Consider the following 12,599-nt stretch of genomic DNA (forward strand, 5'->3'; position numbering starts at 1 on the left):
CGCTACCGGGGCAGCTCGGCCCCGGAAAGCTTCATGATCAACCCGGCCTGCAGCCGCCCCCTCAGCTCGGGGTCGGCGACCTCCTCCAGCAGCTCGACGGCCCGGGCCATCGACTCGGCGGCCCGCCTGTCGTCCCGCAGCGAGGCGGTCTGGTCGGCCATGTGCCGGAGCGCGATGTCGGCCCGCCGGTGGAACAACTGCCCCATGAGGGTGACGACCAGCCCGACCGAACTGGTCACCACTCCGAGGTACAGATCCCCGCTGCTCTCCGCCTTCCACACGGCCAGCGCCACCCCCAGCAGCAGGATGGTCGCCCCCACGCCGGCGAACCGCTGGCTGGTCACGAAGCTGCTCCGCGCCTGCGTCAGCCCGTAGGCGTAGTACTCGACGAGAAGGGGGGTGAACTCGTCGTGCCGATCGCCCGCTTGCGCGGCCCCGACCGTCCTCGGAGCGAGCCGCCCGGTGTCCCCGTACCCGGTGTCCCCGTACTTGGGATCACGCGCCTCCGGCTCAACCGCCGCCTCCCCCCGCGTCCGCGCGAGCAACCGCGCCCGCTCCGCGTCCCGCCGCCGCTCGAACGCCACACCCGCGGCCCGCTCCACCACGACGTACACCGCGCCGGCGACCAACACCGCGACCCCCGCGACAACCCACTCCCCCATCCCCAGACCATCCCACGCCCCCAGCCCCCCGCCAAGACGGCGAACCCGCCCTTCCCACAGCGCCCGCGATCAAGGCCCGAACACATGGACCTCAATCACGAACGACCCAAGTCCGGCGCGATGCATGCGCCTTGGGCCCGCTCTCAAACCGGTCGAAGCAACCACCGAGCGGCGCACATGATGCCGCGCATACCCTCGGCGCCATGGACGCCTTGTGGACGGCTGTGATCGCTGCCGGCTCGGCCGTCGTGGCCGGCGCGACGACGAGTTCACCACGGTCGCCGCACGGACACGGGCCCGCCTGAATCGAGAGATGCAGGTGGCCCAGCTTCGTCATACGCAAGTCGAGCACAGGTACCAGCAGCGGCGCGAGGCGTACGCCGAGTTCGCGAAGGCCGCCGGCATCCTGCACAGCCGGATGGGCGACATGGTCGCGGTCGCCGGGGACCCGAAGGCGTTCTCGCCATTCGCTGGACGAGGCGCGGGCGGATCGGGCCGTGCTCTTGAGCATGATGCACATCGCCTTCCTGGAAGGCTCCCAAGCAGTCGGCGTCGCCGCGCGGGAACGAACTCGACACCCGGACCCACACTCGGAGCCGACTACCCGCGCGGATCATGTGGTGACGTCGACGCGGCATGCGAAAGACCCCCAACCACGATCGGCGGAGGGCCTTTGCCCTTGCGAGCGCGAACGGTCCGAACCGCCGACATCTGCCTTGTACGTTCGATCAAGGCTCAGCTTGGCTGTGGGTCTGTGTGGACGGTGTGGCTAAGCGAGGTCGCTCACAACCGCTGCTGTCCGCAGTCGTTGATGTCAGTCTTGAATGTCAACCGATCGAGGTTCAGCAGCCTCGCCGCCTACTTGCTGAACATGCCTGTTGATCTCATCGGCAGCTGCCTGAAGCACGGCGACACGGGTACCTTGGCTGAATCCAATGCCGAAGTGTGTTCCAGCTCGGCCGAGGAGGTCCCGGAGGAGCACGGATATCCGCTCAGTTGCACCCTCTTCTGCGATGACAGAGGCTAGAGCGTCTTTGAAATCCGGAGCCTTCTCGGCGGCGGCAAACCAAGCCATGAAGGTCTCAAGTTCCCTACTGGGGCGCTCATCTCTGGTCGCGATCCAGCGAGCCATCTGCTCTGGGTCCATCCAGTCTGGTGATTCTTGATGGCACGGCTTACAGAGCAGGAGCAGGTTGCTCGCGTCGTCTGGTCCACCGAGGCTCCTGGGGGCGATGTGAGCTCGTTCGAGATTGGCGCGTTGCCATGAAGCTTGGGGAGTGGCCCGTTTCCACCGCTCAGAGAACCACCCACAGGCGAAGCAACACGGCTCATCAAGAAACAGGTGTGGTGCGAAATCACCCCTTATCGGGCTTTCATCCCAATGCTGCGCAATCTTCCACTTACTCGGTACGGACATAGGGCCCCCTCTGGCTGCTGTCGACAGAGTGCCGGCCGCCTGTGGCATCGGAGCCGGCGCTCAGGTCGAGCGGTGGTGGGTGTTGTGCCCGGGAGAGCAGGGCCGCTGACGCCATCGTTTTAGGGAGCGAGGTGTGGCGAGTTGGTGCCTGACCTGCAAGATGCTGACTTCGGCGCCCGTCCGCAGTGGTCCCTTCCAGCGTCTGCGGTTCCCCGCGAGTCCCCGCCCCGTCTGGCGCGGTTGTGGCACGTAGGACTTGGTTGTAAGCCTGTCTCTATCTCTTCTGAATCAGTCGCACTCTTGCCCTGACACACTTGGCCTAGCGATCAGTGCGACTGCTGCCGCTGTGGGTCGAAGTCCCAGGAGTAGTAGTCGCGGTGTGGGGACAACCAAGTTCCACCGTGAAGGTTCGCGAGGGCCGCCCCGGCTTCGCCTCATCGGTGGTGCTGCCGTACATCGCTCGTTCGACGAGTACCACGGCTTCGCCGTGTCACGCCGTGCGGAGTTGGCGGCCGGCTTGGCTGCGCACGTCGGGCCCGCTTCGAGGCCATCGGGCACGTGGGCTGTCTGTCGAGGCGGCGGACCGGCTGCCTCTGACCGCTCCCGTTGATGTCAGATGTGGATGCAAAAGACCCCCCGCCGTGATCGGCGGGGGGTCTTTTCGCTGGTGGGCGCGGACGGTTTCGAACCGCCGACATCTGCTTTGTAAGCTCGTCCCGCCACGAAGGGGGCCAGGCAACCAGTCAGCGCCCACTACTCCGGAGGGCTTGCTCAGTGGGCACCGACCCGTTGATGTACGCCCACGTTGCCGTCAGCGACTGCCGTCAGGCGCGGCACGCACTACGTGGCCGACCGCACGGTCGACTCCGGAGAGCCCGCCTACAGAATTGCAGGAAGGGCCTGGCCCGCGATGCGGATCAAGCCACTTACCTGGTCTGACGAAGTCGGGGGCAGGATTTGAACCCACGACCTCTTCGTCCCGAACGAGGTCAGCAGTGCTCGACCACGTGGCTGCCGCCACAAAATTGCTGGTCAGAGCATCGGCAACTGTTGGTTCCCGAGGGCGGTCCGGGCAAGATTTTCTCCCAGCCTTCTCCCGAAGGGCGGGTGGTGTGTTTCCGCTGGCATTCGACAACGTGAGTGGTGAGGAACCGGCGGAATCGCGGTAGCAGGCATGAGGGCGCTGGACGGCAGCAAGGTTGTTCGTCACTTCAGGCAGGAGGAAATCAGGCCGTTTGGCCATTCTGGGAAGAAGTTCCCTGCCGAGGAACCCGCTTCTTGGCTGCCTGCTTCTTGGGCTTCGGGCTGACGGCTGCCGGCGCCGTGTTTGTGCCCTTTGCGCCAAGGCGCGAGCTGGTCGCCAGCACTTCACTGATGATCTGCCGCCGAATCTCCACCACGTGCTCACGGTCAAGGCTTTGGGTTAGCCTTTCAGCCGTCAGGTAGTAGCTGTTCAGCACCGGTTGATCGAAGTAGCGATTGAGCTGGCTGATGGACTCGCGATAGAGAATCATGTACGTCTTACTGAGGTAGCCCGCCAGCATGGTGCTGAACGCCGCGAGGGCTGCGATGAACCAGCGGATCTCTTCGAGGGGGACGTACACGCCGCCGACCGCCGCGCACACGAGAAGGAACAGCCCCACCCCCATCGCCGTACGGGACGACCTGAACGCCTTGTCGGCCTGATCAGTGACGATGCGGTGGTACTCGCCGATCTGGCCCTGGTTTAGCTCCATCAGCGTGGCCAACTCAGTCGTCTTGCGGAGCTTCTCCAGAGCCTGCTGGTGGTACTCCTCCTGAGCCTGCAGCTTGGCCGTGAAGCCCTTGTTCTGGTTCGCCATGTACTGGCGACGAGTGATTAGGTGAAAAACGGTGGCCCCAACCAAGATGGCGAGAAGGGCCGTTGATACCCACACGGCCGGCATAAGGTTTAGGGGTTCGACCGGCTTACCCTGTGCGCCTTTGATTGCCCCGACGATCGCCACAGTGGCGCCAGCGACAGCGATGCCTACAGTTGCCAGTGTCTTCCGCCGCCGCCGTTCAGCGGCCGTGGCATCGGCAAGCGCCTGCCAGTCCGGCCCCGGCGCGTACGGTGGTGGGAAGTGTCGCGCGCCGTCGTCCCCAGATGTAGCTGTGCTCATCAACGTCCCCCTGCTCACGATCAGGCACAGGAGCCTAGCCTTTGCCACTGACAGCGCGAGGGGTTTCGCTGGACGGCGAACGCTCGGGCATCTGGACGACTCAGGGAAAGGCGGCGAGGGGCGCGGCGTCCACTCGTGTGGCTGCCACTCCCGCTCCGTCTGCCCTCGACCACATACCGGGACGCACGCCGGATGCCGCGACTGCCCAACTCGAACGGTGCAGCTGTGCACCCGCTGCTCTCGCTGACAGTGCGGGGCGGTGGTCAGCTGTGGCGCTGGCGAAGGGCGATCGCCGCACCATCCCCTGCCTGAGCGGGGCCACGGCCGACCGTCCGGGTCGGTCGCTTCTGCATCCCGTACCTGGCGGATCAAGACGTCTCGGTTCCGACTGCCCGGCTGGGATGTGGCGGGGAGGGACCGGGAGCGCCGGTCGACCCCAGGCGCGGCGGAACGGAACGGCCCCTGATCCTGGATCCTGATCAGGGGCCATTCCGCTGCGATGGGGGTGCAAGCTGGGCCCGCGGTGGATCGCGCCATGACGGTTTTCAAGACCGATCATGTGGCGCAACTCCCCCTTGCCCCCACCTGGGCTTTTGACTCTCGCGCCCGTTTGGCGGCAGTCATGCTGGCCAGAGGTTGGCCAGAGCCATGATCATGGGGCATGCCCGTCACCAGGCCTGGGTTGCCCCCAACATGCTCTCCAACTGTCCGCGTGGCCGTTCACCGGGGTTCGCGGCCGTCCGCGCAGAAGCCCGGACACCGCGCTTGCACGGCGGTGAACCCAGGCGGCCGTCCGAGCACTGGACAAAGACACAGGACAACGGATCTGTCACGGCGGGCCCGCATTGCCGTTCCTGGAGTTGCGGGGAGCAGCCGCGGACCTGGGCGTTGAAAAGCGCGGCCGGAGGTTCATCCGCGCGGGTGCGGGGAGCAGCGTTGGTGATCCGCTAACCGATTAGCGGACCTGGGGTCATCCCCGCGGGCGCGGGGAGCAGTAGGTGCGGATCCCGATCAGGTCCACGACCTCGGGGTCATCCCCGCGGGCGCGGGGAGCAGCGAATCTGGCGGCTCCGCTTCGGCCCGACCACGGGGTCATCCCCGCGGGCGCGGGGAGCAGCTCGGCGCCCCCGCCGATGCGGCTCACCGTCAGGGGTCATCCCCGCGGGCGCGGGGAGCAGGGTCGCTGGCCGCGTGAAGTGGAGCGCGCCACGGGGTCATCCCCGCGGGCGCGGGGAGCAGTCGGCGACCCGGTCGTCCTCCTCCGGGGTGAGGGGGTCATCCCCGCGGGCGCGGGGAGCAGTCCACCCAGCTGGCCCTCATGGCCAACGGTCTGGGGTCATCCCCGCGGGCGCGGGGAGCAGTTCGTCGTCGCCCTCCCTCTTCAGCTTCGCGCGGGGTCATCCCCGCGGGCGCGGGGAGCAGCGAGGTGGGCACGGCGAAGCGGCGCGCGACAGGGGGTCATCCCCGCGGGCGCGGGGAGCAGCTCGTCCTTCATCTTGCCCTCCGTGGCCGGTAGGGGTCATCCCCGCGGGCGCGGGGAGCAGGGGGACGCTTCCGCCGTCGTCCTTGCGGAGTCGGGGTCATCCCCGCGGGCGCGGGGAGCAGGCTTGCTGAGCTGGGACGGTATCCCGCCCAACTGTCATTTTGAAGCACTTTCACCGATTCCGGCATATCGAAAGAAATAGCCAAAATGCTGGCACCGACATCTAAGTGCAGCTCGGCCGCCAGTGAATCCGTGCCGCCAGCGGCTTCGGTGTTCACTGACCTCTACCGCAAGACGGTCGTCAGGCCGCGAGCAGTCGAACCCCGTCGTGTGACCGGACATGCGGCACCGTGCAGTCCAAGGCGTCGGCCACACGCACGGCAAAGACTTCCTTCATTGACTGCTCTACCTCGTCTGGGGTGAGCCAGCGGACCGCCGTCGATTCATCGGACAATTGTTCCGCCCCGCCGGCAGGTCGGCACCGGAAGACCAGGGCGATCACGCCAAGGGTGAGGTTCTTGTAGACCCCTGTGAGCCGCTCCACCTCTACGGCGATCCCGGTCTCTTCCGCCACCTCCCGCACCACGCCTTCCTCGGGCCGCTCATCCCGTTCGAGGATGCCGCCTGGTGGCTCCCAAGCCCCGTTGTCGGCGCGCCGGATCACGAGCACACGTCCGTCATCCCGGATGACGATTCCGGCGACCGAGACGGAGTGCAGCGGCCTCTCGGCGGTAGCGTTAGTCATATACATGAGTCTAGGAGAATCAGCGAAGTATGCCTCTCTCGACAGCACGTGATGCAGGTCGCCCCCGCTACCTTCAGATCGCGGACGACCTCAGCCAGCAGATCCGTGAAGCACTCGCGGATCCTCGGGCAAAGCTCCGCCCCGGGGAGAAGGTGCCGAGCGAGTCCGAACTCATGGATCGCTACTCCGTCGCACAGGGAACTGTCCGCAAGGCGATGACTGAGCTGCGGGTTCGAGGCCTGGTCGACACGCACCACGGGCGCGGCTCGTTCGTCCGGAAGGCTGCGCCGGTGCAGCGGAAGTCCAGTGACCGCTTTCGCCGGTCGCACAGGAAGGCAGGCAAGGCTGCTTACCTGGCAGAGGCCGAGCAAGCCGGGGCGAGGCCGAGTGTACGGGTGCTCTTCGTCGGGCAGACCGAAGCCCCGGCCGAGGTGGCCACGCGTCTTGGGCTGCCGGCTGGCGCGAAGGTGCTGGCACGCCGCCGCCTCTATTACAGCGACGGCATCCCCACAGAGGAGGCGACGTCGTATCTGCCCTGGGACCTGGCCGAGAGTGTCCCGCAGCTGAGGGAAGAGAACCCGGGGCCGGGAGGAATCTACGCCCGCCTCGAAGAGCAGGGGGATCTCTTGGTGGAGTTCCGAGAGACGGTGCGCGTCCGCCTGGCCACCAAGGAGGAGCAGACCGCGCTGAGTCTGAGCCCGGGTGCACCCGTCATTCACCTCACGCGGGATGCTCAAATTGAGTCAGGTCGAGTGGTCGAGGTCTGCGACACCCTCATGAGTGCTGACCAGTTCATTCTTGAGTACCGCATCCCTGCCGCAGACTGACGACCCGCCACATTTGAGCCAGACAGCAAAGCAATTAGCGGCCTTGCCGGTTGACTCCTCTACAGGAGTGCAGCACTCTCTTACTCGTAACTCCTGCACATGAGTAGTTGAGTGCAGGAGTCACGACCAGGAGCCTCGCAGTGGACGGGGGGAGGGATACCGGACAGTCGTCCGCCGAGAGGTGGTCGATCCCTTGTCAGTCCGGATGGCAGGTCTCTGCCTACAACGGGGATTGCGGGCTGTACCTCACACGGCAGTCCGTCCCCGAAAGAGACATCGAACGATCTACCGCCGCGCCCTCCGGGTTGCGGCCGGTTGCCTCCTCCGCCCGTCCGCCGCTTCGGCGCTGTACGGGCGGGGCTGAGGGGAGCCGGAGACACCGGCCCCGGAAGGGGTTCGCCATGAACAAGAAGCTCGCCGCGGCGATCCAGCGTGACAACGAGCTGGAGGACGCCGGCATGCACGCCGACGACCGCAAGACGTGCTGGTCCCACCAGAGCTGGGCCGCCGACTGCGAGACCGACTCGGCCCACACCCGGCCGAGCGTCAGTCACTACCCGCGCCCCGCCTGACCTCACCCCTCAACGCAGTGCAGCCCCCGGCGCGGACACGCCAGGGGCTGCTGAGTCCCGTTCCTCCGTAGAAGGAGCAAGACCCATGAAGCCCATCGTTGCACGTCAGAAGCACGTTACGGTCCTACCGACCGACCTTGAGCCCTCGGACGCGGAGCTGGACGCGATCGAGTGGGAGATGCCGCTGATCCTCGCGGACGTCGACCTGCTCGACGCGGAGATCGCCGTACTGGACCGGACGCCGTCCGAGCTGGACGCCCAGCGGATCCGCAGGGCCCGCCGGCGGATGCTGACGGCCCGCCGTGACCTGATCAACCAGGCCATCGCGAGCATGCCGGCAGGTGCCGCATGAACGCTCTGCTCCTGCAAGGCCTGGACGTACCGCTGCGGGCGCTGCGTCTGCTCGCCGTCGACTACCCGCATCTGCCGGCGCCAGCCGTGGCGGTGTCCACGGTCTACCCCGACCGTTTGGAGCTGTCCTTCCACGATGGTCTCGGCGCCTTCGAGGCGTGGCGTGAAGAGCTGAGGATCGACCCCGGCCGTGTGAGTCGCGGTGTTCATGCCGGGGGTCGCACGCAGGTCTTGCAGACCGAGGTCGACTACGCCGGCGCCCGCCTCCTCCTCGTCGGCTACGCCAAGGTCGTCGTCTTGGCGGGGGAGCGTTCACGGGCGGAGGTCGCGTCGTGAACCGTGTTCAGATCCGTTCATCGGAGCGTGCTCTGTCGGTCGGGACGTGGTTGATCGTCGGGGGCGCGATGCTCTACTCCGTCCTCACGGTCACCCCGCTGATGGCCGACCACACCGCCGTGGAGTGGCGTTGGACGGCCCCGATTCTGCCGCTCGTCGTGGACGCGGCGGTGGTGATCGTGGTCCGCCTCGACTCCGTTTTGGCCCGTCTCGGCGGGCACGGCGGTCCTTGGCCGGTCGCGCTGCGGTGGATGACCGGCGCCATGACCCTCGTCCTCAACATCGGCGCATCCGCCCTGGCTCGTGACCTGGTCGGGGTGGCGATCCACTCCGTCGCACCGCTCCTGCTGATCGTCACCGCCGAAGCGGGCCTTGCCTACCGGCGGGCCTTGACCGCCGCCGTCCTGGCCGTCGAAGCCCGTAAGCGGGCCGAGCAGGAGGAGCGGGACCGCAAGGCGTCGGAGCGGGAGGAGAAGCGGCTGCGGGAGGCTCGTGAACAGCGCGACCACGAAGCGAACGCCGCTCGTGAACAGCGTGAACACGAAGCCCGTCTGATCCGCGAGGAAGCCGACCGGCAGGAGCGGATCCGCCGCGAGGAACGCGAGCGGGCAGAGGCCGCCGCGGCTGCCGATCGGGCGGAGCGTGAACGCCGTGAACACGAGCGTGAACAGCAGCGGGTCGAGCGTGAACGCCTTGAACGCCAGGCCGCGCAACAGCGCGACTTGGAGGCCCGGCAGAAGGACGAGCGGGAGCGTCAGGCCCGTGCCGAGCAGGTAGAGCGTGAACGCCGTGAACAGGCTCGTGAACAGGAGCGGATCGAGCGTGAACGCGCCGAGCTGCTGTCCGCTGGCCCGCCCGCGGAGAAGCTCCCCGAGGACCGGGCCCGCGCAGTCGTGGAGTCCGCGTTCACGGCCGGGCTCGCCGTCCGGGTGGCCGCCGAGCTGTCCGGCTGGTCCGTCGGCTGGGCCTCAGCCCGCTACCAGGAACTCCGCGACGGCGGTGCTCCCGCACCGGCCCTGAGTCGATGAGCACCCTGCCCGTCTACCGGTGGCACCTGGCCCCGGACGGACTGGCCACCCGGCGCCAACTCCGCGCCGCCGGGCTCCGACCCGGCGGACAAGGCGTCGTCGCCCAGGTCGAGCGGCCCCGCCGGCGGCGTGGCCCGCTGGTCGCCTACCTCTACCGGATCGACCTCGCGAAGCCGGTCCGGCCCATGACCCCCGATCGCTGGGCGGCCCTGGAGAAGGCGAACGCGGCCCGCCGCCGGTGCCCCGTCTGCCGCGACCACCTCCCCTACGTCATCCCGACCTCGCTCGGCATGTGCGTGGCCTGCCACGACCTCCCCGAACGGCGCGCCGCCTGAACCCCCGACCCGATCAGGAGATTCACGTGACCACGCCCCACGCACAGACCACCACCCCGACCCCCGCCGCACAGGGTTCGCACTTCTGGACGCTGACCTTGGAGCTGCCCGGGCGGGCGTCGATGACGCAGAGCGGCACCTACACCCCGCCGCCCGGGACGACCCGCTACGACGCGTTCCAGGCCCTTCGCCGGTACGTGATCGCCGATCACCCGGAGATGGAGCGCGCGACCACCCTGTTCTTCGCCCTGGAGTCCAACCGGCTCTGACCTTGTACGGCCCAGCACTGGAAGGAGGGAACCGCCATGTCCGGAATCGACTGGGACGAGGAGTTCACTCGCCTGAACCCCGAGGCCCCGGCCAAGCCCAGCACGTCGTCCAAGTTCTCCACCACGATCGGCAAGCTCGGCGGGGTCCGCCGCAACACGGCCGCTCTCGCCGTGTCCGGCACGATCGCGGTCCTCGCGGTGTGCGGCACGGTCGTGGCCGTCACCAGCATGCAGGGCGAACAGGCCGCCCAAGACCGTGCCCGGGCCCAGGAGAAGGCCGCGCACACCCTGGTCGAGGTGGAGGCCGACAAGCAGCGGGCGCAGACCCTGGAGGCCGCGGCCAAGACGCTCTACGAGCGGGAGATGGCCGTCTACCTGGAGTGCAGCAAGATCCGGGCGGCGGCGGTGGCCAAGGCCGCCTCCTACGACGTCGCGAGGATCCCCGCCTGCGACGCCCCGACCCTCGGTGGAGCTTCGGCGCCCAAGGCGAAGGAGTCCGCCGGCGCGGGCGGTGACATCGCGTCGAGCCCGTGGTTGTGGGTGGCGCTCGTCGGCGGCGGCGGACTGATCGCCTTCAAGAAACTCTCCAACCCCTCCGGTTCCAGTGTGGCCGTCCCCGTGAACAACAAGGGATTCACCTTCGAGAAGGGTGCGTGAGATGACGCTCCAGTTCTTCGCCCTGGTCCTGATCTGCTGGGCCCTGTATTTCACGTTCAAGAAGACCAAGGGAAAGCAGATGGCGATCAGTCTGATGCTGATCGTCTCCGGGATTTTCCTCCCGTACACGCCGTTCAGTGAAGAGGTTCGCGGAACTCTCGAATCGGTCTTCCAGACCGCGAACGACACGGTCGCCGACATCGGCTCGTCACGCTGAGCGCTCGTCCACGCCGGTTACAGGTTACCGGTTACAGGCTTCAGCCCCCGCTGAACCCCGCCTCTGGAGGCCAGAACCGGCGCGCACAGGGCCTGTAACCGGTAACCGGTATCACTCCTCAACTACACAGTGTCACGGAAGGAGGCTCGTGGAACTCCTCATTCTCCTCGCCATCACCTACCTCGTCGGCGTCGACAACACCCACGGCAAATACGAGCAGGCGGGCATCAAGAAGCCCCCGCCGAAACCGAAAGCCAAATGGGCGCCGACCAAGGCGCCGGACACTTTCCGAAACGCCTCCTACAACGCGGCGGCGAAAGCGCATTACGGGCTGATCGCGGGCGCCCATCTGGCCGGCGGATTGCGTGACGGGTGGCGTTCCGCCTACCTGAAGAAACCGAAGACCAAGCCTTCCGGTTCCCCTGCCGCCACACCTCCCGCGGGGCCCGCCGCGCCGGATCCCGGGGTGACCGTGCCGCCGATGCCGACCGCACCCCCCAAGCCCACCGGGCCGACGACGGCCGCGCCGCCGAAGCCCACCACGGCCCCGACACCGCCGCCCACTGCCGCGCCTCCCACGTCGCCGGCGCCGACGATTCCGCCGCCCGGCACGATCCCCCCGCCTCCGATCGTCACGCTCCCCGCCCAGATCAGGAAGGACCCCGCGATGCAGCCCAACCCGCCCGTTCCGCACACCGCGACCGTCGACGACAAGGGCGTCCACGTCACCACCGCCGCCGGGAAGTCCCGCACCTACAGCGGCGGCGAGGTCATCAATCTCACCCAGGTCATCGACCTCGCCGAAGGCGCGGCCAACCTGTGCCTGTCCAGCGCCGACAAGTGCCTGGATCTCGTGGACGCCTCCGCGCAGCTCGCCGCGGACTGCGACGAGCTGATCGCAGCGATCAGCGAGAAGGGCGTCGGCGCCAACCTCATCGGCAAGTGCGAACTTCTCAAGGAGCAACTCGACCTCCAGGCCGCCGCCGCCAGGAAGCTCCACGACCAGATCCGGGGCGGCGAGGAGGAGTGCCGCACCGCGTCGGCGAACGCCGAGGTCCGCCACGGCGCCATCTTCCGGGCCGTCGCCGACTCGCCGCTGACCAAGCCCGCCGAACGCGACTTCTACAACGCGCGATAGACGAGGAAGAGGCCTGCATGTCTGTCACCGAATCCCTGAAGGACGCCGCCACGTACGCGGCGCTGCGCGCCAAGCTCGCCTGGCTCACCCACCAGGTCCACAAGCACTCCGAGACCGTCACCACCCTCGCCACCACCGTCGACGACACGGCCGAGCAGATGCAGGACGCCTCCGAGACCATGAAGGCCCTGGCCGTGGACAGCGCGACGACCGCCGAGTTCGCGGACGCCGCCGTCGTGATGACCGGCGCGAAGGAAGCGGCGGGCGCGTACACGGCCGCCGCGGACAGTGCCGCCCACGCCGCCGACGACGCGAAGACCACCGTCGAATCCGAGCACGGGGGTATCGCCGACGCGGTCGGCTCCTCCCCGGTCGAGATGGCCGAAGCCTCCTTCTACACCCAGCAGTAAGGAGAACCGGA

At 67.7% G+C, this 12,599-nt stretch carries 16 protein-coding genes, 1 pseudogene and 1 CRISPR repeat array; of the genes and pseudogenes, 11 read left to right on the forward strand and 6 right to left on the reverse strand.

What is annotated here, in order from left to right; genetic code table 11:
* Positions 1 to 2: 2 nt before the first annotated feature.
* The 6 genes and pseudogenes from ACFYW3_RS06915 to ACFYW3_RS06940 all read right to left on the reverse strand — a co-directional run bounded on the left by ACFYW3_RS06915 (position 3) and on the right by ACFYW3_RS06940 (position 6,448).
* Positions 3 to 662 (reverse strand): hypothetical protein, encoded by a 660-nt coding sequence (locus ACFYW3_RS06915; RefSeq protein ID WP_351751558.1) that lies wholly within the window; start codon positions 660 to 662, stop codon positions 3 to 5.
* A gap of 91 nt (positions 663 to 753) precedes the next feature.
* On the reverse strand, positions 754 to 1,173 hold the full coding sequence (locus ACFYW3_RS06920) for a hypothetical protein (RefSeq protein ID WP_389385750.1): 420 nt from the start codon (positions 1,171 to 1,173) through the stop codon (positions 754 to 756).
* A gap of 303 nt (positions 1,174 to 1,476) precedes the next feature.
* Entirely contained in the window at positions 1,477 to 1,809 is a 333-nt protein-coding gene (locus ACFYW3_RS06925; protein WP_389385991.1) for a hypothetical protein, read from the reverse strand.
* 3 nt (positions 1,810 to 1,812) lie between these two features.
* Positions 1,813 to 2,127: pseudogene (locus tag ACFYW3_RS06930) on the reverse strand (HNH endonuclease); the annotation flags it as partial.
* A 1,178-nt stretch (positions 2,128 to 3,305) separates the two neighbouring features.
* Positions 3,306 to 4,220 carry a hypothetical protein gene (locus ACFYW3_RS06935; protein WP_389385751.1) on the reverse strand — a complete coding sequence of 305 codons (915 nt, stop codon included), beginning with the start codon at positions 4,218 to 4,220 and terminating at the stop codon, positions 3,306 to 3,308.
* An 844-nt stretch (positions 4,221 to 5,064) separates the two neighbouring features.
* Positions 5,065 to 5,825: direct repeats of the CRISPR family, unit length 29 nt; unit sequence GGGGTCATCCCCGCGGGCGCGGGGAGCAG.
* Between the two features lie 179 nt (positions 5,826 to 6,004).
* Positions 6,005 to 6,448 (reverse strand): NUDIX domain-containing protein, encoded by a 444-nt coding sequence (locus ACFYW3_RS06940; RefSeq protein WP_389385752.1) that lies wholly within the window; start codon positions 6,446 to 6,448, stop codon positions 6,005 to 6,007.
* A gap of 29 nt (positions 6,449 to 6,477) precedes the next feature.
* Between ACFYW3_RS06940 and ACFYW3_RS06945 the strand changes: the two genes are divergently transcribed.
* From ACFYW3_RS06945 to ACFYW3_RS06995, 11 genes are all read left to right on the forward strand, one after another.
* Complete coding sequence (locus tag ACFYW3_RS06945; RefSeq protein ID WP_389385753.1) at positions 6,478 to 7,275, forward strand: GntR family transcriptional regulator; 798 nt, start codon at positions 6,478 to 6,480, stop codon at positions 7,273 to 7,275.
* A 401-nt stretch (positions 7,276 to 7,676) separates the two neighbouring features.
* Positions 7,677 to 7,847, forward strand: coding sequence for a hypothetical protein (locus ACFYW3_RS06950; RefSeq protein WP_389385754.1), 171 nt, complete (start codon positions 7,677 to 7,679; stop codon positions 7,845 to 7,847).
* An 85-nt stretch (positions 7,848 to 7,932) separates the two neighbouring features.
* On the forward strand, positions 7,933 to 8,199 hold the full coding sequence (locus ACFYW3_RS06955) for a DUF6284 family protein (protein ID WP_389385755.1): 267 nt from the start codon (positions 7,933 to 7,935) through the stop codon (positions 8,197 to 8,199).
* A complete protein-coding gene (locus tag ACFYW3_RS06960) occupies positions 8,196 to 8,534 on the forward strand; it encodes a hypothetical protein (protein WP_389385756.1) in 339 nt (112 codons plus the stop codon). Before ACFYW3_RS06955 ends, ACFYW3_RS06960 begins: the two co-directional genes overlap by 4 nt.
* A complete protein-coding gene (locus ACFYW3_RS06965; protein ID WP_389385757.1) occupies positions 8,531 to 9,562 on the forward strand; it encodes a DUF2637 domain-containing protein in 1,032 nt (343 codons plus the stop codon). The genes ACFYW3_RS06960 and ACFYW3_RS06965 overlap by 4 nt, the downstream gene beginning before the upstream one ends.
* The gene (locus tag ACFYW3_RS06970) at positions 9,559 to 9,897 is read left to right on the forward strand and encodes an RRQRL motif-containing zinc-binding protein (RefSeq protein ID WP_389385758.1); all 339 of its coding nucleotides are present in this window, start codon (positions 9,559 to 9,561) and stop codon (positions 9,895 to 9,897) included. Before ACFYW3_RS06965 ends, ACFYW3_RS06970 begins: the two co-directional genes overlap by 4 nt.
* Positions 9,898 to 9,923: 26 nt before the next feature.
* Positions 9,924 to 10,166: a hypothetical protein gene (locus ACFYW3_RS06975; protein WP_267800066.1), complete on the forward strand. Its 243-nt coding sequence runs from the start codon at positions 9,924 to 9,926 to the stop codon at positions 10,164 to 10,166.
* A 36-nt stretch (positions 10,167 to 10,202) separates the two neighbouring features.
* Positions 10,203 to 10,823, forward strand: coding sequence for a hypothetical protein (locus tag ACFYW3_RS06980; RefSeq protein WP_389385759.1), 621 nt, complete (start codon positions 10,203 to 10,205; stop codon positions 10,821 to 10,823).
* A gap of 1 nt (position 10,824) precedes the next feature.
* Positions 10,825 to 11,040, forward strand: coding sequence for a hypothetical protein (locus ACFYW3_RS06985; RefSeq protein WP_389385760.1), 216 nt, complete (start codon positions 10,825 to 10,827; stop codon positions 11,038 to 11,040).
* Between the two features lie 148 nt (positions 11,041 to 11,188).
* On the forward strand, positions 11,189 to 12,178 hold the full coding sequence (locus ACFYW3_RS06990) for a hypothetical protein (protein WP_389385761.1): 990 nt from the start codon (positions 11,189 to 11,191) through the stop codon (positions 12,176 to 12,178).
* 17 nt (positions 12,179 to 12,195) lie between these two features.
* Positions 12,196 to 12,588, forward strand: coding sequence for a hypothetical protein (locus ACFYW3_RS06995; protein ID WP_389385762.1), 393 nt, complete (start codon positions 12,196 to 12,198; stop codon positions 12,586 to 12,588).
* Positions 12,589 to 12,599: the final 11 nt, after the last annotated feature.

Origin of the sequence: Streptomyces sp. NPDC002602 (assembly GCF_042889445.1) — a bacterium.
GTDB lineage: Bacteria > Actinomycetota > Actinomycetes > Streptomycetales > Streptomycetaceae > Streptomyces.